The 21,459-nt window shown below is 58.1% G+C and carries 20 protein-coding genes and 4 tRNA genes; 16 read left to right on the plus strand and 8 right to left on the minus strand.

Translation table 11 applies throughout. From position 1 onward, the window contains the following. The first annotated feature begins 31 nt into the window (after nucleotides 1-31). From ald to ACTG1K_RS15190, 3 genes are all read left to right on the plus strand, one after another. Nucleotides 32-1,147 (plus strand): alanine dehydrogenase, encoded by a 1,116-nt coding sequence (ald, locus tag ACTG1K_RS15180; protein ID WP_005337098.1) that lies wholly within the window; start codon nucleotides 32-34, stop codon nucleotides 1,145-1,147. Nucleotides 1,148-1,332: 185 nt separating this feature from the next. Further along, nucleotides 1,333-2,283, plus strand: coding sequence for a thioredoxin-disulfide reductase (gene trxB, locus ACTG1K_RS15185; protein ID WP_236340364.1), 951 nt, complete (start codon nucleotides 1,333-1,335; stop codon nucleotides 2,281-2,283). A 62-nt stretch (nucleotides 2,284-2,345) separates the two neighbouring features. Further along, on the plus strand, nucleotides 2,346-3,593 hold the full coding sequence (locus tag ACTG1K_RS15190) for a diguanylate cyclase (RefSeq protein WP_019445529.1): 1,248 nt from the start codon (nucleotides 2,346-2,348) through the stop codon (nucleotides 3,591-3,593). 108 nt (nucleotides 3,594-3,701) lie between these two features. Here the strand turns inward: ACTG1K_RS15190 and ACTG1K_RS15195 are convergent, their stop codons facing one another. After that, nucleotides 3,702-4,172, minus strand: coding sequence for a glycine zipper 2TM domain-containing protein (locus ACTG1K_RS15195; RefSeq protein WP_005337104.1), 471 nt, complete (start codon nucleotides 4,170-4,172; stop codon nucleotides 3,702-3,704). 19 nt (nucleotides 4,173-4,191) lie between these two features. Between ACTG1K_RS15195 and aat the strand changes: the two genes are divergently transcribed. The 3 genes from aat to infA all read left to right on the plus strand — a co-directional run bounded on the left by aat (nucleotide 4,192) and on the right by infA (nucleotide 5,899). Then, nucleotides 4,192-4,899, plus strand: a complete 708-nt coding sequence (gene aat, locus ACTG1K_RS15200; RefSeq protein WP_019445527.1) for a leucyl/phenylalanyl-tRNA--protein transferase — start codon at nucleotides 4,192-4,194, stop codon at nucleotides 4,897-4,899. Continuing rightward, the gene (locus ACTG1K_RS15205) at nucleotides 4,896-5,612 is read left to right on the plus strand and encodes an arginyltransferase (RefSeq protein WP_236322369.1); all 717 of its coding nucleotides are present in this window, start codon (nucleotides 4,896-4,898) and stop codon (nucleotides 5,610-5,612) included. The genes aat and ACTG1K_RS15205 overlap by 4 nt, the downstream gene beginning before the upstream one ends. Nucleotides 5,613-5,680: 68 nt before the next feature. Continuing rightward, nucleotides 5,681-5,899, plus strand: coding sequence for a translation initiation factor IF-1 (infA, locus tag ACTG1K_RS15210; RefSeq protein ID WP_005300033.1), 219 nt, complete (start codon nucleotides 5,681-5,683; stop codon nucleotides 5,897-5,899). A gap of 68 nt (nucleotides 5,900-5,967) precedes the next feature. On the opposite strand, the gene clpA is transcribed toward infA, so the two are convergent. Both clpA and clpS read right to left on the minus strand, forming a co-directional pair. Continuing rightward, nucleotides 5,968-8,223, minus strand: coding sequence for an ATP-dependent Clp protease ATP-binding subunit ClpA (gene clpA / locus ACTG1K_RS15215; protein ID WP_440005916.1), 2,256 nt, complete (start codon nucleotides 8,221-8,223; stop codon nucleotides 5,968-5,970). 59 nt (nucleotides 8,224-8,282) lie between these two features. Beyond that, complete coding sequence (clpS, locus tag ACTG1K_RS15220; RefSeq protein WP_005337111.1) at nucleotides 8,283-8,600, minus strand: ATP-dependent Clp protease adapter ClpS; 318 nt, start codon at nucleotides 8,598-8,600, stop codon at nucleotides 8,283-8,285. Nucleotides 8,601-8,829: 229 nt separating this feature from the next. Here clpS and cspD point away from each other — a divergent pair, with 229 nt between their 5' ends. Next, on the plus strand, nucleotides 8,830-9,048 hold the full coding sequence (gene cspD / locus ACTG1K_RS15225; protein ID WP_005300025.1) for a cold shock-like protein CspD: 219 nt from the start codon (nucleotides 8,830-8,832) through the stop codon (nucleotides 9,046-9,048). Nucleotides 9,049-9,164: 116 nt separating this feature from the next. Here the strand turns inward: cspD and folD are convergent, their stop codons facing one another. Continuing rightward, nucleotides 9,165-10,019: a bifunctional methylenetetrahydrofolate dehydrogenase/methenyltetrahydrofolate cyclohydrolase FolD gene (gene folD / locus ACTG1K_RS15230; protein WP_005346435.1), complete on the minus strand. Its 855-nt coding sequence runs from the start codon at nucleotides 10,017-10,019 to the stop codon at nucleotides 9,165-9,167. 213 nt (nucleotides 10,020-10,232) lie between these two features. Here folD and ACTG1K_RS15235 point away from each other — a divergent pair. The 8 genes from ACTG1K_RS15235 (at nucleotide 10,233) to ACTG1K_RS15270 (ending at nucleotide 16,579) form a co-directional block, all read left to right on the plus strand. After that, a tRNA-Pro gene (locus ACTG1K_RS15235) sits at nucleotides 10,233-10,309 on the plus strand. A gap of 37 nt (nucleotides 10,310-10,346) precedes the next feature. Beyond that, a tRNA-Arg gene (locus ACTG1K_RS15240) sits at nucleotides 10,347-10,423 on the plus strand. 52 nt (nucleotides 10,424-10,475) lie between these two features. After that, a tRNA-His gene (locus ACTG1K_RS15245) sits at nucleotides 10,476-10,551 on the plus strand. Nucleotides 10,552-10,865: 314 nt separating this feature from the next. After that, nucleotides 10,866-11,576: a two-component system response regulator RstA gene (gene rstA, locus ACTG1K_RS15250; protein ID WP_236349275.1), complete on the plus strand. Its 711-nt coding sequence runs from the start codon at nucleotides 10,866-10,868 to the stop codon at nucleotides 11,574-11,576. A 21-nt stretch (nucleotides 11,577-11,597) separates the two neighbouring features. Then, the gene (gene rstB / locus ACTG1K_RS15255) at nucleotides 11,598-12,911 is read left to right on the plus strand and encodes a two-component system sensor histidine kinase RstB (RefSeq protein WP_440005918.1); all 1,314 of its coding nucleotides are present in this window, start codon (nucleotides 11,598-11,600) and stop codon (nucleotides 12,909-12,911) included. Between the two features lie 66 nt (nucleotides 12,912-12,977). Continuing rightward, nucleotides 12,978-13,160: a hypothetical protein gene (locus ACTG1K_RS15260; RefSeq protein WP_058057432.1), complete on the plus strand. Its 183-nt coding sequence runs from the start codon at nucleotides 12,978-12,980 to the stop codon at nucleotides 13,158-13,160. A gap of 150 nt (nucleotides 13,161-13,310) precedes the next feature. Beyond that, nucleotides 13,311-15,860 carry a bifunctional lysylphosphatidylglycerol flippase/synthetase MprF gene (gene mprF, locus ACTG1K_RS15265; protein WP_440005920.1) on the plus strand — a complete coding sequence of 850 codons (2,550 nt, stop codon included), beginning with the start codon at nucleotides 13,311-13,313 and terminating at the stop codon, nucleotides 15,858-15,860. An 11-nt stretch (nucleotides 15,861-15,871) separates the two neighbouring features. After that, nucleotides 15,872-16,579 (plus strand): AcvB/VirJ family lysyl-phosphatidylglycerol hydrolase, encoded by a 708-nt coding sequence (locus ACTG1K_RS15270; RefSeq protein ID WP_440005922.1) that lies wholly within the window; start codon nucleotides 15,872-15,874, stop codon nucleotides 16,577-16,579. A gap of 306 nt (nucleotides 16,580-16,885) precedes the next feature. Here ACTG1K_RS15270 and ACTG1K_RS15275 read toward each other — a convergent pair. Together ACTG1K_RS15275 and ACTG1K_RS15280 are read right to left on the minus strand one after the other, a co-directional pair. Then, nucleotides 16,886-16,973: transfer RNA gene (locus tag ACTG1K_RS15275), tRNA-Ser, on the minus strand. Between the two features lie 133 nt (nucleotides 16,974-17,106). Then, nucleotides 17,107-17,562: a YbjN domain-containing protein gene (locus ACTG1K_RS15280; RefSeq protein ID WP_005337119.1), complete on the minus strand. Its 456-nt coding sequence runs from the start codon at nucleotides 17,560-17,562 to the stop codon at nucleotides 17,107-17,109. 158 nt (nucleotides 17,563-17,720) lie between these two features. On the opposite strand from ACTG1K_RS15280, the gene ACTG1K_RS15285 reads away from it, so the two are divergent. Next, on the plus strand, nucleotides 17,721-19,058 hold the full coding sequence (locus ACTG1K_RS15285; protein WP_005337120.1) for a flavohemoglobin expression-modulating QEGLA motif protein: 1,338 nt from the start codon (nucleotides 17,721-17,723) through the stop codon (nucleotides 19,056-19,058). Between the two features lie 80 nt (nucleotides 19,059-19,138). Here ACTG1K_RS15285 and ACTG1K_RS15290 read toward each other — a convergent pair whose 3' ends face one another. Together ACTG1K_RS15290 and ACTG1K_RS15295 are read right to left on the minus strand one after the other, a co-directional pair. Beyond that, a complete protein-coding gene (locus tag ACTG1K_RS15290) occupies nucleotides 19,139-19,720 on the minus strand; it encodes a thymidine kinase (protein ID WP_005351181.1) in 582 nt (193 codons plus the stop codon). Between the two features lie 91 nt (nucleotides 19,721-19,811). Then, nucleotides 19,812-21,392, minus strand: a complete 1,581-nt coding sequence (locus ACTG1K_RS15295; RefSeq protein WP_005351177.1) for a Na+/H+ antiporter NhaC family protein — start codon at nucleotides 21,390-21,392, stop codon at nucleotides 19,812-19,814. Nucleotides 21,393-21,459 lie beyond the last annotated feature (67 nt).

Below are 21,459 nucleotides of genomic sequence, written 5' to 3' on the forward strand. Positions count from 1 at the left end.
ATGAAACACCAATCTATAGACGAGGGATAGCATGATTATCGGTGTACCTAAAGAGATAAAAAACCATGAATACCGCGTAGGCATGGTTCCGGCCAGTGTACGTGAACTGACAGCACGAAACCATACTGTTTTCGTCCAAAGCGGTGCCGGAAACGGCATTGGCTTCAGCGATGCAGATTATATCGCTGTTGGAGCCGAAATTTTGGCCTCTGCAGCAGAGGTTTTCGCCAAAGCCGAGATGATCGTCAAGGTCAAGGAACCTCAGCCTGTCGAATGTGCCATGCTGCGTCCGGGTCAGACCCTGTTCACCTATCTGCATCTGGCGCCAGACTTGCCCCAGACCGAAGCCCTGCTGAAAAGCGGCGCCATCTGTATCGCCTATGAAACCGTCACCGACGGCCGTGGCGGCCTGCCCCTGCTGGCCCCCATGTCGGAAGTTGCCGGACGCATGTCTATTCAGGCGGGTGCCCAGGCGCTGGAAAAATCGCGCGGTGGGAGCGGTGTGCTGCTCGGCGGCGTACCCGGTGTCGAACCGGCCAAGGTGGTGATCATCGGCGGCGGCGTGGTCGGCTCCAATGCAGCCCGCATGGCCATTGGCCTGCGCGCGGATGTCACCATCCTCGACAACAACGTCGATACCCTGCGTCGTCTCGATAACGAGTTCCAGGGAGCGGCCAAGGTGGTCTACTCCAACAGCGAGACGCTGGAGCGCCATCTGCTGGCGGCCGATCTGGTCATCGGCGGCGTGCTGGTACCGGGTGCCACTGCGCCAAAACTTGTCCGCCGTGACCACATTGCGCGCATGAAGCCGGGTTCTGCCATCGTCGATGTGGCCATCGATCAGGGCGGCTGTGTGGAAACCTCCCACGCCACCACCCACCAGGATCCGACCTATATTGTCGATGAGGTGGTGCACTACTGTGTCGCCAACATGCCGGGGGCGGTGGCCCGCACCTCGACCGTGGCGCTCAACAATGCCACCCTCCCCTTTATCATCAAGCTGGCCCAGCAAGGGTATCGTCAGGCACTGCTGAGCGACCCCAACCTGTTGCACGGGCTCAACGTGATGGAGGGCAAACTCACCTGCAAGGAAGTGGCCGTGGCACATGGCCTTGCCTACACGGATCCCCTGACCCTGCTGAACTGATCTGCGCTGGCCTGCGCCAGTTGGAGATGAGTGAAAATCCGCCCGCGATGGGCGGTTTTTTTATTCTTTTATTTTCCATGTCACCCCTTGTGAACACGATTAGTGCAATCGACCCACCAGCCTTTGACCCCGGATCACGAATTACCTACAATCGCGCAAACTCATCACATCCCGGAAATGACATCATGAGCCAAGTCACTCACAGCAAATTGCTGATCTTAGGGTCAGGCCCGGCCGGTTACACCGCGGCCGTCTACGCCGCCCGCGCCAACCTCAATCCCCTGCTCATCACCGGCATGCAGCAAGGGGGTCAGCTGACCACCACCACCGAAGTGGAAAACTGGCCAGGTGATCCGGAAGGCCTGACCGGCCCTGCCCTGATGGAGCGCATGAAAGAGCATGCAGAGAAGTTCGATACCCGGATCCTGTTTGATCACATCAACAGTGTCGAACTGACTCAGCGCCCGTTCCGCCTCAAAGGGGACAACGGCGAATACACCTGCGATGCCCTGATCATCGCGACCGGTGCCTCCGCCAAGTATCTGGGTCTGCCCTCCGAAGAGGCCTTCAAGGGCCGCGGCGTCTCCGCCTGTGCCACCTGTGACGGTTTCTTCTACCGTAATCAGGAAGTGGCCGTGATCGGCGGCGGCAACACCGCTGTGGAAGAGGCCTTGTATCTGGCCAACATCGCCAAGAAGGTGCATCTGATCCACCGCCGCGACGAGTTCCGTGCCGAGAAGATCCTGATCAAGCGTCTGCACGACAAGGTCGAAAGCGGCAATATCGTGTTGCACACCCACCAGACCCTGGACGAAGTGCTGGGGGATCAGATGGGGGTCACCGGTGTGCGCCTGCGCAACACTCAGGACAACAGCACCAGCGAGCTGGCGCTGATGGGCGTCTTCATCGCCATCGGCCATCAGCCCAATACCCAGATCTTCGATGGCCAGCTGGAGATGCAAAACGGCTATCTGAAGGTACGTGGCGGCCTCGACGGTTTTGCCACCCAGACCAGCATTGAAGGTGTCTTCGCTGCCGGCGACGTGGCCGACCACAACTACCGTCAGGCGATCACCTCTGCCGGTACCGGCTGCATGGCAGCCCTCGATGCCGAACGCTACCTCGACGCGCAATAAACAAGCGTAGTTGTGATATAAGGCATACCAGTCGGTATGCCTTTTTTATTTAAAGGAGTCTAATGAAACAGAAGATATTGATTGTCGAAGATAGCCTGACCATCCGCCGTATGCTGACTCAGGCCATTGCCCAGCAGACAGGCCTCGAGATTGACGCCTTCGATACCCTAGAAGGCGCCCGTCACTGCCGGGGCGAGGAGTATGTGGTCGCGCTGGTGGACTTGACCTTGCCGGATGCGCCCCGTGGCGAAGCGGTCAACGAGCTGCTGGCTCGAGGTTTGCCGGTGGTGATCCTCACTGCCGACATCAGCGAGGATAAACGTGCCGCCTGGCTGGAAACCGGCGTGCTGGACTATGTGATGAAGGATTCGCGCCACTCGCTGCAATATGCCGTTAGTCTGGTGCACCGCCTCTATCTTAACCAGTCCATCGAAGTGCTGGTGGTCGACGACTCACGCACCTCCCGTCACCGCACCATGGCACAGTTGCGCAAGCAGTTGTTGCAGGTGCATGAGGCCAGTCATGCCCGTGAAGCGATGGCGATGCTGGAGCAACACCCGGACATCCGGCTGGCACTGGTCGACTACTATATGCCGGATATCGATGGCATCAGTCTGGTGCGGATGCTGAGAGAGCGTTACAGCAAGCAGCAGCTCGCGATTATCGGGATCTCGGTCTCGGACAAGCGCGGTCTCTCTGCTCGCTACCTGAAGCAAGGCGCCAACGACTTTCTCAACCAGCCGTTCGAGCCGGAAGAGCTGCAGTGTCGGGTCAGCCACAATCTGGAAGCCCTCGAGCAGTTCAACAGCATTCAGGAGTCAGCCAATCGTGATTACCTGACCGGTCTCTACAACCGGCGCTACTGGTTCAACGAAGGGCAAAAATGGTTTGAAGAACATCAGCGCCAGCAGACGCCTCTCGCACTCTGTGTGCTCGATGTGGATCACTTCAAGCAGGTCAACGATCACTGGGGCCATGCCATCGGCGATCAACTGCTCTGCCATCTGACCCGGCTACTGACCCAGTTCTTCCCCGATGCCATGATCGCCCGCTTTGGCGGAGAGGAGTTTGCCATGATGGTGCCTCACTGTACCGTCCCCGTGTTGATCAAGCGTCTTGAAGGGCTGCGTCAGCAGCTGCGCCAGCAACCCTTGTCACCGGAAACCCCGCTCTTTGTTCGCGCCAGTTACGGCGTGATCAGTGTCGGGCGGATATCCATGGACGAGGCGCTGAGCGTAGCGGATCGGCTGCTCTATCAGGCAAAGAACACCGGTCGCGACAAGATAGTCTCTCAAGAGATAACTATCTGAATCCTCAGGGCATCAGTCCCGTGTATTACCGCCCGACAGACTTTCCAGCAGGAGAGTCTGCGGGTTCCTTTCCTGCCACAGTCTCCCCATCACCGAGACTATCGAAAGTCAGTAAGTCTTGTCGACCCGCACCCCATCATCGAAGTAGAGAATGCGCACCTTGTCCCCATTGGCAAAGACCATGGCGGGATCATAATCCTGGATCACATTGATAAGGGCATTTTGTTCGTTGCGGATCAGCAGCTCCACCAGCTTGTTTTCCACCACGGTTCCCCCGGACTGGTATTGCTGCGCAGCCGCAGCTCCCGCCAGCGCCCCGACGGCGGTGGCGATTTCACGACCATGACCGCCACCAAACTGGTTGCCCAGCAGACCGCCCAACACGGCACCACCCAGCGTCTTCCAGCCAGAGTGCTCGGACTCCAGGATCTGGCGCTGGGTAATATTGCGCACCGTTTCGACCTGGCCAAACACCACCTGATTGACCGGCCGCGCGGTATTGCGCTGGTAGACCTCCGCCCCGGCGGGCGCCGTGACAAAGCAGAGCAAGCTGGATACTATCAGGATAATGGCCTTCATCTATGAACCTCGTTGCCTTATGTCTCGCTATCTTACCCAACTGGATGATGAGCTTTGCTGGTTTCCCGACCCCAGCCATGCGCTGGAAGAGCCCAACGGCTTGCTGGCGATCGGCGGGGATCTCTCCCCTGCCAGATTGCTGGCAGCTTACCACAAGGGGATCTTCCCGTGGAATGAACCCCACCAACCGACCCTGTGGTGGTCACCGGATCCCCGCGGAGTGATCCGCCCAGACCAACTCCATGTGGGACGGACACTGCAGAAGATTATCCGCCGTACCCCATTCGATATTTCCGTCAATCGCGCCTTTAATGAAGTCATTACCGCCTGCGCCGCCCCTCGTCGCACTGCCGATGGCACCTGGATCAGCCAACCCATGATCGAGGCCTACCAGCAGTTGCACCGGCTGGGTCATGCCCACTCTATCGAGATCTGGCAAGAGGGAGAGCTGCAAGCGGGACTGTATGGCCTCTCTATCGGCCGACTGTTTTGCGGTGAATCCATGTTCAGCCGGATTGATAACGGCGCCAAACTTGCCATGGTGGCACTCTGTCGCCACTTCGCCCGCCATCGCGGCGCTCTCATCGATTGCCAGATGCAGAACCCGTTTCTGGCGACCCTGGGTATCGAGGAGTGGCCAAGGGCCCGTTTTCTGGCCGAGCTGGCGCGCCTTGGCCATCAACCACTGTTGGCTTCCTGCTGGCAAGAGGGGGAGATCAGCCTATGACTGAAGAAGTGATCCTCAAAGTAGGGCTGACTCCCAAGCATCCCTGCAGTTATCTGGACCATGAACAGGAGCAGTTGCTGGTGCTGATGGATCACAATCTGCTCAACGCCAACGGTTACGAGCGATTGTTGACTGCCGGTTTTCGCCGCAGTGGCAACGACATCTATCGCCCCCACTGCCCGGCGTGCCATGCCTGCCAATCCCTTCGAATTCACAGCGAGCGCTTTCGCCCCAGCCGCGGCCAGAAGCGGATCCGCCAGCTCAACAGAGATATCGAGATCGTCCTGAGCTACGACGACAAGCCCGAGTATTACCTGCTCTACGAACGTTATATCCGCGAACGCCATCACGATGGCAGCATGTATCCCCCCAACCGTAGCCAGTATCGCGGGTTTCTCCATTGTGACTGGATGCCGCCGCTCTACCTGGAGATGCGCAAAGAGGGCCGCCTGATCGGTGTCGCCACCACAGACCTGCTGCCCCACGCCTTGAGCGCCATGTACACCTTCTTCGATCCGGATTATGCCGATCGCTCCCTGGGCACCTTTGCCATCCTCTGCCAGCTCGATCTGGCCAAGCGAACCGGGCGAAGCTGGCTCTATCTTGGCTATCTGGTAGAGGCGTGTCGCAAGATGAATTACAAGCGCAATTATCTCCCTCACGAGCGGTTAATTCAGGGGGAATGGAAAAATATCGACACCAAGCCCGAGTAAACTTTACACATAGCCTTAAATCCGGCATGATCCAGCGGTTTTTTGTTGTGGCTTATCAAGAGGATTCAATGGCTAAAGAAGACAGTATTGAGATGCAGGGCACTATTCTCGAAACCCTGCCCAATACCATGTTCCGTGTGGAACTGGAGAATGGTCACGTGGTTATCGCTCATATTTCAGGCAAGATGCGCAAAAACTACATTCGTATCCTGACTGGAGACAAAGTAACGGTAGCACTGACTCCCTACGATCTCTCCAAGGGACGTATTGTTTTCCGCTCTCGCTAAGCCAGGAATTCAGCAAAAAACCCCAACCTTTCGGTTGGGGTTTTTTGTCGTTTTCTGATCACTGACGCTTAGTGGGAAACAGCTTCAACATTGACCTGAAAATCAAAGCTGAGGCTGTCATTTACCAACTCAACCTTCACTATTCCCCCGTCAACCAGTGAACCGAACAGGATCTCGTTGGCCAGGGGTTTCTTGAGGTGCTCCTGGATTACCCGACCCATCGGTCTGGCGCCCATGGCTCTGTCATACCCCTTCTCCGCCAACCAGTGGCGGGCACGCTCGGACACCTCGAGAGAAACTCCCTTCGCATCCAGTTGAACCTGCAATTCGACAATGAACTTGTCGACCACCTGATGGATCACCGTCATATCCAGATGGTTGAACCAGATGGTGTGATCAAGCCGGTTGCGAAACTCCGGACTGAAGGTCTTGTTGATCACCGCCATGGCATCGTGGCTCAAATCCTGTTGCTGGAAGCCAATCGATTTACGCTGAGTCTCCTGCACACCGGCGTTGGTAGTCATGACCAAAATCACGTTACGGAAATCCGCCTTGCGCCCGTTGTTGTCGGTCAGGGTGCCGTTGTCCATCACCTGCAACAGCAGATTGAATACGTCCGGGTGAGCTTTCTCAATTTCGTCAAGCAACACGACGGAATGAGGATGCTTGATCACCGCATCAGTCAGCAGACCACCCTGCTCAAAACCGACATAGCCGGGAGGCGCACCAATCAGACGAGATACGGTATGGCGTTCCATGTACTCGGACATATCAAAGCGCAGCATCTCGACACCCAGCGCCTTACCAAGCTGCTGGGTGACCTCGGTCTTGCCCACCCCGGTCGGACCAGCGAAGAGGAAGCACCCTACCGGGCGACGCTCGTTACCCAAACCTGAACGAGAGAGGCGAATCGCATCGGTCAGCACCTCGATGGCTTTATCCTGACCAAAAACCACCATCTTGAGATTGCGCTCCAGGTTCTTTAGCACCTCTTTATCCGAGGAAGAAACTGATTTCTCAGGAATGCGGGCGATCTTGGCTACGATGGACTCAATTTCTTGCACATTGATCACTTTCTTGCGCTTGCTCGCCGGCAGCAACCGCTGACCGGCACCCGCTTCGTCGATCACGTCGATCGCCTTGTCGGGTAAATGACGATCATTGATGTACTTGGCAGAGAGCTCGGCAGCTGCACGGATCGCCTTGGCGGTATAGCGCACGCCGTGGTGGGCTTCGTAGCGACTCTTGAGCCCCATCAGGATGCGCGTGGTGTCATCGATAGTCGGCTCAACAATATCGATCTTCTGGAAGCGACGGGCCAACGCACGGTCTTTCTCGAAGATCTGGGCGTACTCCTGATAAGTGGTGGATCCCACACAGCGGAGCAAACCATTGGAGAGCAGCGGCTTGATCAGGTTGGCCGCATCCAGCTGACCACCGGAAGCAGCACCGGCACCAATGATGGTATGGATCTCGTCGATAAAGAGGATGGCCCCTTCCTGACGCTCAATCTGCTTGAGCAGTACTTTGAGGCGCTTCTCGAAATCACCACGGTATTTGGTGCCCGCCAGAAGAGAACCCATATCCAGCGAATAGATGGTACTGCCCGCAATCACCTCGGGCACATCCCCCTTGACGATGCGATAGGCCAACCCTTCGGCAATGGCGGTTTTCCCCACGCCGGCTTCACCCACCAGCAGCGGGTTGTTCTTGCGACGGCGGCAGAGCACCTGAATGGTACGATTGAGCTCCTGATTACGGCCAATCAGCGGATCGATGCGCCCTTCCAGCACCAGCTGGTTCAGGTTGGTGGCAAAGCTCTCGATCTGTGCGGCCGAAACATCATCATCAGACTCGGGATTGTTATTGCTGCCGAGATCCGGCTTGCTGTCCTTGCGCACCCCGTGGGAGAGGAAATTGACGACGTCGAGACGGCTGATCTCGGCTTTTTTCAGGAAATAGGCAGCTTGTGACTCCTGCTCACTGAAGATAGCGACCAGCACGTTGGCGCCGCTTACTTCGGTATTGCCAGAGGATTGCACATGGAAGACGGCACGCTGCAACACGCGCTGGAAGCCCAGTGTCGGCTGGGTTTCACGATCTTCATCATCGCGCGGTATGAGCGGAGTAGTTTGGGTGATGAATGCGCGGATCTCCTTGCGCATCTGCTCAACATCGGCACCACAAGAGCTCAGCGCCTCATGGGCTGAACTGTTATCCAGAAGGGCTAACAACAGGTGCTCGACGGTCATGAATTCATGACGCTCGTCACGGGCCAGTTTGAAAGCCTCGTTCAGCGTCTTTTCTAGATCTTTATTCAACATAGGCACCTCCCCTAGTACAGCTACAATGTGGTGTCACACTCGCCATCAAGTCATCAGATTCAAGCCTTTTCCATAGTACAGAGCAGTGGATGTTCGTTGTTACGTGCATAGGTGTTGACCTGGACAACCTTAGTTTCGGCGATCTCTGCGGTAAACATGCCGCAGACACCCTTACCACTATAATGCACACTCAGCATGACCTGAGTCGCCTTGTCCAAATCCATACCAAAGAACTTTTGCAGCACCTCCACCACGAACTCCATCGGGGTGTAGTCATCGTTGTTCAACACAACTTTATACATGGGTGGCGGCTGCAGCTTTGTTTTCTCTGCTTCTGCAATCTCTTCATTAGCAAAGAGTTCTTTCTGCTTGCTCATAATCGCGCTTTGGTACCTCTAGATTACTACCGTCTCACACAAGCTTGTCAATAGACTTGTTAACCAGATCACATCAGTTGTTAACAACTCCTTGACTCGCTCAAAAGTTAGACTAGATTGGTTACTTGCTAATCTGTGCCCGTCTGCTATGGGCCCATGTCCCTAGTTATAAAGGGCTGGCGCAGGTTACTCAACGACTTCTGGGTAATCAATAAAAGGATGTAGAAGTATGGCAACCGGCACAGTTAAGTGGTTTAACAACGCAAAAGGATTTGGGTTTATCTGTCCGGAAGGGGGCGGTGAGGATATCTTCGCTCACTACTCCACGATTCAAATGGAGGGCTACAAGACCCTGAAAGCGGGTCAGGCTGTCAATTTTGAACTGCAACAGGGGCCGAAAGGAAATCACGCCTCTGTGATTGTGCCAAACGAAGCACAAAATATGTAAATAACACCCGTTGGATAAATAAAAAACCGGTTCCTCTCTGAGCAACCGGTTTTTTATTGTCAGATTTCTGGCGAATCCTGCCTCCTCATGGGATCACAGGTTATCACCAACGATGATCAGTCGTGATATTCACTGCAGGCGATCAGGGTATTTTCCATCAGGCTGGCGACCGTCATCGGGCCCACGCCACCGGGTACCGGAGTAATGAAGGAGGCATGGCTGCGCGCCGTCTCAAACTCCACATCCCCGACCAGCGAGCCATCAGCCAGGCGATTGATGCCCACATCGATCACCAGTGCCCCCGGTTTGATCCACTCGCCAGGGATGAAGTTTGGCTTGCCGACTGCGACAACCAGCAGATCGGCACGGCGTACCTGATCTTCCAGATCCCGGGTAAAGCGGTGACAGGTCGTAGTTGTGCAGCCCGCCAGCAGCAATTCGAGAGTCATGGGACGCCCCACTATGTTGGACGCGCCCACCACGACCGCATGCAGACCATGCGTCTTCACGCCGGTGGTCTCAATCAGCGTCATGATCCCTTTCGGAGTGCAGGGGCGCAGCGCCGGAATACGTTGGGCCAGACGGCCGACGTTATACGGATGAAATCCATCTACATCCTTGTCAGGCTGGATCCGCTCCAGCACCTGAGTGGTATCAAAGTGATCCGGCAACGGCAGCTGAACCAGAATGCCATCTACGTGGCTATCCGCATTCAACTGGTCGATCAGCGCCAGCAGCTCTTCCTGACTGGCAGTGGCACTCAGATCATAGGAGCGGGAGAGAAACCCCACCTCCTCACATGCCCGGCGTTTGCTGCCGACATAGACCTGAGAGGCGGGATCCGCCCCCACCAGAATGACTGCCAGCCCTGGAGCCCGTTTCCCTGCCGCCAACCGCTGTTGGACTTGCGCCGCGACCTGGCTGCGAATCGTTTGCGCAACCTGTTTTCCATCTATGATTTTGGCAGACATCGTTCTCCACTCACCATGTGTTCAACTGCCGCGCATTGTCGCATTTTTTTAGCCGGGATGTTAGCGGCAGACGCACGCCAGACCTGTAGCGGGCAATAAGTAGGCACTTGAATTTACTGGGGGAAAAAGTCGTTGACGCTGGCCCTTACGCTTGGCTATGATGCCCGCCCGTTGCCCAGTACGACTCTTGTCGATATGCTGGTCAGGGATTTTCGGTGATTAGCGCAGTCCGGTAGCGCATCTGGTTTGGGACCAGAGGGTCAAAGGTTCGAATCCTTTATCACCGACCATGTTCATCGACTCGTCGTCAAGACGTGTTGATACAAAGCGCCCTTAGCTCAGTTGGATAGAGCAACGGCCTTCTAAGCCGTGGGTCGCAGGTTCGAATCCTGCAGGGCGCGCCATTGATGTTCCCCAATCCTTCTGGATTGGCGAGCGTTGATGAAAATTTCAGTGGTGGCTGTAGCTCAGTTGGTAGAGTCCCGGATTGTGATTCCGGTTGTCGTGGGTTCGAGCCCCATCAGCCACCCCATTATTCTGTCGATAATCGCCGTAAGGTGATGTCCATCGACTTGGTGCAGTGACCTTCTGGTCTGCTCCGCGAAAAACCGGCCTTGGCCGGTTTTTTGTTTTGCGCTCGACTGGGCCATGCCTTGTCTGCAAGGCCATCATCCTCCAGATCGATAAACGCGGCTCTGCCCATTTGTCACGATGTGCGCCTCCCCATCGATGACACAACCACACTCCCCCACACACCAGCCTGCCCGGTTCTTTTTCTGTATTTCCCAAGCGCCATTGATATGCTGATCGCTCTTCTTCTCTCCTGCTTTCCGTTGGAGCTTTTCTATGCAACGCATTCTTTTTGTCGAAGATGATCCCGAGATTGGCCAGCTCATCAGCAGTTGGCTCGGTCGCCACGATATGGATGTGCTCCTCGAGCCCAGAGGGGACATGGCGCTGGCCCGAATAGAGGCCGAACAGCCCGATCTGGTGCTGCTCGATATCATGTTGCCGGGGCAGGATGGCATGTCCCTCTGTCGGGATCTTCGGCCACGCTTCGACGGCCCCATCGTAATGCTCACCTCGCTGGATAGCGACATGAACCAGATCCTGAGTCTGGAGCTGGGCGCCAACGACTACATTCTTAAAACCACCCCGCCCCCCGTGCTACTGGCCAGACTGAGGGTACAGTTTCGCCAGCACCAGCAAGCATCAACCCAACCGGCAGCCACCAGCAGCGTTCCCCAGCAGCTGCAATTTGGTCTGCTGCGGGTGGATGGCCCGGGGCGAGATGTGCGGCTCGATGGCGAGAGCATTGCTCTCTCGACCGCCGACTTTGATCTGCTGTGGGAGCTCGCCTGCCACGCGGGCCAAATCTTGAGTCGGGAAGCCCTCTTTCGCAGCTTGCGCGGCCGGGAGTACGACGGTCAGGATCGCAGCATGGATGTGGCCATCTCCCGCCTGCGCCGCAAACTGGGTGATAACCCCGACAACCCGACCCGGATCAAGACGGTGCGCCAGAAAGGCTACCTCTTCGTCCCCCACGCCTGGGAATAACCCTCTTTCGGGAGCACCGCCATGCGCCGTCTCTTTATCCAGTTCTATCTGTTGCTGATCGGCTGCTTCACCCTGGCCATCCTGCTGGTGGGCGTGGTCTATCAGGTGACCGCCGAACGGGCGGGTGATCGCTATCTCGAACGCATGATGCAGGGCTCTCTTGGCCTGTTGACCGGCGAGTTGGCAAGAACCCCGCCAGAGCGCTGGCCCGATCGACTGGCCGAGCAGAGCAGTCAGTTTACCCTCCCCCTCAAGATCGGCGAGCTGGTGCGCCAGCCCCTGACCAGCGAGGATCAAGCCTTTCTGGCCGCCGGCAACATTGTCATCGTCGAGGAGGATGACACCTTCCTGCAGCGCATCCCCGATACCGATCAGGTGCTGATTGTCGGCCCTGTACCCTACCTCTCCTACCTGCACGAGCTGCACTGGGTCGATGTGGGGCTGCTGCTAGTGATAGGCCTCTCTCTCGGCCTGCCCATCCTTCTGTGGCTGCGTCCCCACTGGCGCGGCTTGCAGCAGTTGGAGCAAACCGCACGTCGCGTAGGCGATGGGGATCTCTCCTGCCGAACCAATCTGCCACCGGGCAGCAGTCTGGCCCGGGTGGGACGCACCTTCGATCAAATGGCGACCCAATTGCAGGCCATGATTGCCAGCCGCAAGCAACTGACCGATGCCATCGCCCACGAGTTGCGCACCCCGCTGGTCCGGTTGCGCTATCGGCTTGCCACGCTCGATCCTGCCCCTGCCGAGCAGGAGCAGCAGGCGCTGGAGCGAGATCTGGGGGCGCTGGACGCCCTGATCGAAGAGATGCTCACCTATGCCAGGCTGGATAGACCCGAGCTGCCGTTGCAGCAGGACGAGCTTGAGCTCAGCCACTGGGCACAAACGCATCTCGGCGACTGGCAAGCGCTGGCACCCGAAAAGAGGCTCACCCTCGATCTGCCGCCATGCCACATGCCCTGGTGCGGTGATCAGCGTCTGCTGACGCGCGCGGTGGAGAACCTCATCGGTAATGCCCTGCGCTACGCCGAGAGCGAGGTTACCCTCTCCATCTCGCGGCTGCAGGAGAACTATCTGCTGGAGGTGAGCGACAATGGGCCGGGGATCGATCCGGCGCTGGCGCCCCAGATCTTCGAACCATTCGTGCGCCTTGATCAGAGCCGGGATCGTCGCACCGGCGGCACCGGACTGGGGCTGGCCATCGTGCGCAGCATTGCCCGTCATCACGGGGGGGATGTGGCGCTGCTGGCCAGTGACCACGGCGCCCGCTTCTGCCTCACCCTGCCTGTACATTTGGATACAAACCGTCACCAACCGCTCACTGAAGGGCCGTAGCAACCGTCATAGGATGACTGTCATGGAGAACGCTCCATACCATCAACCCGAATAAGGAAATTGAACATGAAAAAGATCATTCCTCTGACCCTGGCAGCCGTCTTCGCCCTCACTTCCGGTTTCACCATGGCGGCCACCCCGACCAAGACAGCCACACCGCAGACTACCCAGACCAAGGTGGTGAAAAAACACCATAAAGCCACCCACGCCAAGACCCCTACCGTCAAAGTCGCGCCGAAAACCAAGTGATCCAACCGGTCACTGGATAACACAGAGGGAGGCTGACGCCTCCCTTTCCATCTCTTCCCGAAATTATCCTGACGAGCGCCTCCCTCGTCCAAACCGGATCCACGACCCAGCCCCTTTGCGGGAAACGGTCAATGACCACAGGAACATGGCATGTGGCGTCATCTGCTTAAATGGCTCGGCCCCTTGTGCAGCTTGCTGCTGCTCGGCACCGCACTGACCGTGCTGTATCACCTGACTCAGGCATGGCACTGGCACGATATTCGTGTGGCCATCTGGTCCCAACCCCTGCCGCGACTAGCGGGCGCCCTGTTACTGACCCTGCTCAGTTATGGTTGCCTCTGCAGCTATGACATACTGGCGCTCCATGCGCTGGGCAAGCGCCTTCCCTGGCAACAGGTCAGCATCACCTCCTTTATCGCCTACACCTTCTCCAACACCCTGGGATTTGCCCTGCTGACCGGCACCTCGGTACGCTATCGCCTCTACTCCGCACTGGGGCTCGCCACCGGGGAAGTGGCCCGCGTGGTGCTGTTCTGCTCCATCACCTTCTTCCTCGGCCTGTTGGCGTGGGGAGGTGGTGCCCTACTGACCTGCGATGTATCACAGCTGCTGCCTGACTGGCCGCAATGGGCAGATACTCTACTCAGGCTGGCGGGCGTCATGGCTCTGCTGTTGGTGGCCTGCTACCTCTGCTGGCCCGCCCCACGTCTCTCCTGGCGGAAACACACGCTGACCCTGCCCGGCTTCAAGGTTCGTCTGTTGCAACTGTTGGTCGCGCTGGCTGACTGGATGGCCGCCGCTGCCGTGCTGTTTGTGCTGTTGCCTGCAGATAGCGTCCCCTACCCCGTGCTGCTCAGTGCCTTCGTGCTGGCCAGCTTCCTCGGGGTGCTGGCCCACGTGCCGGGCGGGATTGGGGTGTTCGAAGCGAGCATGAGCCTGTTGCTGGCTAACTATCTGCCAACCGACAAGCTGCTCGCCTCGCTGCTGCTCTATCGCTGCATCTATTACCTGCTTCCCTTTCTCTGTGCCCTGCTGCTCTTTGCGAGTCAGGAGATGCTGCAACAAAAAGCGCGCTGGCAGCGGCTACAGGGGCTGATGAGCGCAGTGCGCGAATTTCTGCCTGCCCTTATCAGCATGGGCACCTTCGCCGCCGGTAGCCTGCTGCTCTGCTCGGGGATGATCCCGACCATGCGCAGCCACATCGAGGTGTGGCTGCAAGTGCTGCCGCTCCACCTGCTCGAGCTCTCCCACGTGCTCGGCAGCGTGAGCGGTATCCTCCTGATCCTGCTGGCTCGCAGCCTCTATCGCCGTCACGACGCCGCGTTTCGCATCACCCAGCTGCTGCTGGCTCTGGGTATCGCCTTCTCCCTGCTCAAGGGGGGGGACTGGGAGTCAGCCCTGCTGCTCGGCAGCTTCCTGCTCATCATGACTCCCTGCCGCTCTCTTTTCTATCGCAAGGGGTCGCTGCTCTATCCCCAGTACACCCCAGGCTGGCTCATCTCGGTCGGCGCCGTGCTGCTGGGAGCGCTGTGGCTGCTGCTCTTCTCCTACCGTCAGGTGGAGTATGACCACGCCCTCTGGTTCCACTTCTCCCCCCACGGCGGGGCTGCCCGCGGCCTGCGCGCCATGGGGAGCGTGGTGGCCGTGCTGGCCGTGGCCGGGGTTGCCCAATTACTTGCACCGCTGCGCGTAGTCGGTGAAAAGCCGGACAAGGAGACGCTTGCGCGCGCCCACGATCTGGTGGTGCGCGAAGGGGGGATCCACGGCTATCTGGCCCAACTGCAGGACAAGTCCCTGCTGTTCCACCCCGCCGGCGACGCCTTCCTGATGTATGGCATCGAGGGCAACAGCTGGATTGTGATGGGGGATCCGGTCGGTCGCCCCGAGCAGATCGAAGAGCTGCTCTGGCAATTTCGCGAGCGGTGCGACGAGCACGACGCCAATCCGGTTTTCTATCAGGTCTCGGCCCGCTATCTGCCGCTCTATCTGGAGTTGGGGCTGATCCCCTTCAAGCTCGGTGAAGAGGCGATGGTCGATCTGGCTACCTTCGATCTGGCGGGCAGCCGCCTGCGCAACCTGCGCCAGAGCCACGCCAAGGGCAAGCGGGAAGGGTTGACCTTCGAGGTGGTCGAGGCAGGTGCCGTGGCCCCCCTGCGGCCCAGATTGCAGACCGTCTCCGATACCTGGCTGCAGAGCAAGATGGGCAAGGAGAAGGGCTTCTCGGTCGGCCGCTTCGAGCCTGACTACCTGACCTTGAGCCCAGCTGCGCTGGTGTGGCACGAGGGGCAAATCGTCGGCTTTGCCAACCTCTGGGTGAGCGACAACAAGGAGACCCTCTCCATCGATCTGATGCGCTACAGCCTGGATACCGGCACCGCCCCCATCATGGATTTTCTCTTTGTCGAACTGCTGCTGTGGGGCAAGGCGCAAGGGTACGCCAGCTTCAATCTGGGGATGGCCCCCATGTCCGGCTTCAACGATCATCCGCTCAACAGCTACTGGGCCCGCCTTGGCAATACCCTGTTCGTCCGTGGCAGCCGCTTTTACAACTTCCAGGGGCTCAGACGCTACAAGGAGAAATTTTCGCCCCGCTGGGAACCCCGCTACCTGCTCTGCAGCAGCAAGCTGGCTCTGCCAAGAACCCTGACTCACCTGATCACCCTGATTAGCCGCGGTCCGCTGGGGCTGATCAAAAAATAGGAGCATGGCCCATGAGAGCCTTGATTTTGCTGTTACTCAGTCTCGTACTGCCCATCTCGTCATTTGCGGCGCACGCCGCCCCGGTCAAGGATGACCTGAGCCTGATTGAGCTGCCGGTCAAGCAGCCATCCGACGCCCCCATGGTGATCTTTCTCAGCGGGGATGGTGGCTGGGCGGCCCTCGACAAGGGGTTGAGCGCCCAGTTTCAGCTGCACGGCATGCCGGTCGTGGGCTGGAGCTCCCTCACCTACTACTGGAAGAAGAAAACCCCGGAGCAGGTGACCGCCGATCTGGAGCGGATCCTCGATGATTACCAGACTCGCTGGCAGCGCCCCCGCTGGCTGCTGGTCGGCTTCTCGTTTGGTGCAGAGATTGCCCCCTTCGTCATCAACCGGTTGCCGGAGCACTATCGTCAGGGACTAGTCGGGGCCGTGATGCTCTCCCCCTCTACCAGCTCGGATTTCGAGATCCACGTCAGCGACATGCTGGCCCACAAGGCCCGCAGCTACCCGACCGAGCCGCAGGTGAAGACCATCCGGGATCTACCGATGCTCTGCCTGCAAGGAGCCGATGACGATGACGGCGACCGCCTCTGCCCCCGTCTCAACCAACCCAACATCACCAGCGTCACCCTGCCGGGAGGACACCATTTTGACGATAACTACCCCCAGCTCTATCAGGCCATCACCAAGCATCTGAACCTGCCCCGGATCCGCTGACTGTGGAGCATTAACCGGTATCACCACGGAATGCCTTTTAAGTACCGAGCAGGGCAAATCAGCGAGCAATGAAAAGGGCCTCTCTTTCGAGAGGCCCTTGTACTGAATCGGGCGGAAACTTTAAAAGGATCGACCAATGGGTTGGCCGTGGCGTCAAAGTCACCGAGGCTTTTCACTACGATTGCCCAAGAGGTTCAACCAGATGCTGGGCTATCAGCAATGAGGATTTGCAGTCCTATGCTGACAACCGCTCGGGATTGCGCCATAAAACAAAAGCCCTGATGTTTCCATCAGGGCTTTGCAATGTGGCGGTGAGGGAGGGATTCGAACCCTCGATACGTTGCCGTATACACACTTTCCAGGCGTGCTCCTTCAGCCACTCGGACACCTCACCAAATTTTGGTCTGGGGTTTAACGTGTTCAGCCAACACGTGTTCGCTGCGCTGTTGCGCTGGAACGGGGCGTAATTTAGGGGAAAGCCCCGCCCGCGTCAACGGCTTTTTTCACCTGGCGAACCGTTCGAACACTTAATGCACAGATTCCGGTGCAACCTGGATTTCCGGCAGGTTGAGGAAGCCGGAACGTTCGCATTCGGCAACCAGTTCGTGGGTTGCGGCGATGGTGCTTTGCACGAACAACAGGAACTGCTCGACGCTGAGTCCGGCCTTGGTAAAGACGGTGTGGCCGACCACCAGCCGCGGCAGGTTGTCATCGATGATATCGAGGAACACCTTGAGGGAGGGGTACTGCATATTGAGTCGGCCCAGTTCGGCAACCAGCGGCAGCATTGCGGAGGGGCGCACTTCCAGCTCGGAGGAGAACAGCAGGCCTTCCTCTTCCACGAAGATCCGGCTCTCCTGAATACCATCGACCGACTGCAAAGAGACAATGTGGATACCGTGACACTGGTCGCAGACATAGTGCTCGATACGAGCCTGTTGCAACCAACGCATTATCATTTCGGAGCTGGGGATATTCATCATTTCCACGACAAGATTGGGATCAAGGGGCGCAGTCTAAACCAATTTGCTATCAACAAAAAGCACGCCAACCCGATAACCCTGCGGCTCGCTTCTTTTTGACAAGCGCTATGCATATACTCAGCCAAATCCACGACGACGCTTGCCCCACAGGGGGCCCGATGACTATCCAAGAAAAGTATCGCCTTCATCTGAAATCACTCTCGGATGAGCTGCTCACCCTGCAAAAACCCATCCGCATTCTGGATGCCATCAAATGGCCACGCCATCTGCAGGATCGCTTTCTGGCAAGCGGTGGCAGGGAGCTGCCCGCTATCGACAGGCACTTCTATGATGCCCTCCCCCTCGGCTTCGATCCGCGCAACAAGTATCTGGAGCTCAAGGAGCTGCGGGACCGGATCCGCAGAAAACTGGGGCCACAGGACGATCTTGGCCGGATCCTGCAAGAGACGGTCGATCAGTACATGGTGGTGATCGAGATGCTGCGCCAGCGCGGCCAACCCGATTTTCAGCGTTACAGCCAGCTGCTTTATGGCTCTGCCAGCGATCACCTGCGTGGGGATCGCAAGACTCTCAAGGAGCTGGGCGCCCGCCTGTGCGATATCTTCTCCCTGCCCGGCGCCCGCCATCTGGTGCGCCCCTACCCCAAGGAGTTCGAAGGAGAAGCCGCGGTCGCCAAACTGCAGGGCAAGCTGTCGAGCTACTTCAGTGACGGCACTGTGCAGGTGAAGCTGAGCGATGGCATCGTCTCCGATGCCGCTGCCGGGGGCGACTACATCAAGCTCAACTCCCACGCCCGTTTCTCCGAGCTGGACTTGCAGGTGCTGGAGGTACATGAGGGCTGGGTCCATGTCGGCACCACCCTCAACGGTCGCCAGCAGCCTTATGCCACCTGGCTGAGCGCCGGTTCACCGCGGATCACCGCCTGTCAGGAGGGGTTGGCCGTCCTGATAGAGACCCTCACCTTCAGCTCCTTTCCGGATCGGGCCAAGCGTATCTCCGATCGGGTGATGGCCATCGACATGGCCGAGCGCGGCGCCGATTTTATCGAGGTGTTTCAGCACTTCGTGCAGCAGGGCACCAGCGAGCACGACGCCTACAAGATCACCCAGCGGGTCTTTCGTGGCGGCATGGTGGGCGGCGGCGCCTGCTTTACCAAGGATCTCTCCTACGTGCGTGGCTATGTGGAGACGGTCAACTTCATCCGCAGCGCCGTACTGGAAGGGGTGCCCGAAATCCTGCCGATGCTGTTTGTCGGCAAGGTGACACTGGATGACATTCCGGTGCTCTATCAGCACTATCTGGAGGGGCTGATTGCCGCACCCCGCTATTTGCCGCCGATGTTTCGCGATCTCACCGGCCTCTATGTCTGGTTCGGTTTTGCCTCCGGCATGTCGCTGGTGGATATCGGCCGGGTACAGCACCATTTTCGCCAGCTGTTTCAACGCCTGCCGGTGGCCGACCCCATCATTGCGCCGGTGGATATCGAGATAGACTGAACCACAGCGATACAAGTTGGGGAAAATAAAAAGGGCGCAAGATTGGCGCCCTGCTCGACTATTCAGATATCGCTGCCGAATTACTTGTAGGCCCGACCTTCGAGATAGTGTTTGCGACAGAGTGACACATAGCGATCGTTGCCGCCGATCTCCACCTGTTCGCCATCACGCATCACCTGCCCCGCTTCGTTGACCCGGGAGTTCATGTGAGCCTTGTTGCCACACCAGCAGATGCTCTTCAGCTCTTCAAACTTGTCGGCCAGACAGAGCAGATGGTAGGAGCCCGGGAACAGCTCGCCGCGAAAATCGGTCTTGAGGCCATAGGCCATCACCGGAATATCCTGCTCATCGACGATGCGGGCCAGCTGGTAGACCTGCTCACGGGTCAGGAACTGGGCCTCGTCCACGATGAAAACATCGATATGTTTCTTCGCATGGCGCGCTTTCACCATTTCAAACAGATCGCAGCTGTCGCTGAACACGTCCACCTTCAGTTCAAGGCCAACCCGGGCACTGATCACCCCGACCCCGAAACGGTCATCGATGGCTGGCGTCATCGCCAGAGGATGCATGCCCCGCTCCAGATAGTTGAAGTGCGCCTGAATGAGCTGGGTGGATTTGCCTGAATTCATGGTGGCAAATTTGTAGTGCAGTGAAGCCATGATACTGTTCCGAAACTGAATTTATGGGGCGCATGCTAACCAAAGCCCCTGACAAAACCAAGGGGCCCGCGGGCCCCTTGCTCTATAAATGTTACGCGGTGGCCAGCACTGGCCGCGCTTTGGCCTTTTTCAGGTGATAGCCGGTAAAGAGCACGAACCAGAGGGCACTGACACTGAAACCGGCCAGGCTGGAGTGCATCAAGCCCATCGCCAGGTAACCGATGGCCGCACCGAAGGCGATGGCCAGTGCATAGGGCAGCTGGGTCATCACGTGATCGATGTGATGGCAACCTGCACCGGTAGCAGAGAGGATGCTGGTGCTGGAGATGGGTGAGCTGTGATCCCCGAACACGGAGCCAGCCAGTACCGCGGCCAGCATCGGCAGCATCAGGCTGATGTCGCTGGCGGCGGCCATGTCACCGGCCAGCGGCAGCATGATGCCGAAGGTACCCCAACTGGTGCCGGTAGCAAACGCCATGGCACAGGAGAGGATAAAGACCACAGCAGGCAGCACTTCGATCGGCAGGTTGCCGTTAGCCAGCGAAGCCAGATACTTGCCGGTCTCCACGTCGCGCACCACGGCACCGATAGTCCAGGCAAACAGCAGGATGTTGATGGCTGGCAGCATGGCCATGACGCCTTGCGGCGCGGCCTTGATCCAGTTCTTGGCACCCAGCTTCAGGCGCATCGCCAGACCGATGGAGACCACCAGACTGCACAGGGCTCCGTAGACCAGCGAAGAGCCGACGTTGGTATTTTCGAACGAGCCGAGCACGCTGAATGGCAGCCCTTTCTCGCTCAGCACCGCAGCACCGGAATCGATCATGAAATAGATGGTGGCGGCAGTCAGGGTCAGGATCGGCAGTACCATGTCGATCATGCCGCCGTTGCTCTCCTCCGGGCTCTCCATATCCAGACCGATGGGGCGGCCCTTGGACTCATCCCACAGCTTGCCTTCCAGCGCCCACGCTTCGTGTTGACGCATCGGGCCGATATCCAGCTGACAGGCGATCACCACCAACACCATGATCAGGGTGAAGACGGCGTAGAGGTTCATCGGGATCATCTCGACAAACGCAGCGATGGGGCTCTGCTCGGTCAGACCGTGGGCCGCCATGATGCCGCCAACCAGGGCGATGATATAAGCCCCCCAGGAGGAGATGGGCATCAGCACGCAGACCGGCGCCGCGGTGGAGTCCAGCAGATAGGCCAATTTGGCACGGGAGATCTGGAAGCGGTCGGTCACCGGACGGCAGATGGCCCCCACCGACAGGCTGTGGAAGAAGTCATCGATAAAGAAGGCAAACACCATCATGCCAGTCAGGGCTTTGGCGCCCTTGCGGGTCTTGGCTCGACGCTCGGCCCACTCGGCAAAGGCACGGGTCGCCCCGGAGACGCTCATCAGGCTGATGAGGCCACCCAGCAGCAGCATAAACAGGATCATGTTGACATTGTCACGATTGAGCGCGCCATCGACCCAGAAGATCTTGAGCACGGTATTCAACATGTAATGCAGGGATTCGAGGGGTGAAAACTGATTGAGCAGCAAACTGCCGGTGACGATGCCCACACCAAGGGACAGCAGCACGCGGCGGGTCATGATCGCCAGCGCGACAGCCAACAGGGGGGGAAGAACGGACCAACCGGAGTCGGCGAAATGACTAATGTCCATGATCTCTTTGCACCTAAAGATTACAGGTGGAGATCTACCGAGAGGATCTAAAGAAACAAAACCTATG

Source organism: Aeromonas sp. 102P, from assembly GCF_051920345.1.
Lineage (GTDB): Bacteria > Pseudomonadota > Gammaproteobacteria > Enterobacterales > Aeromonadaceae > Aeromonas > Aeromonas veronii.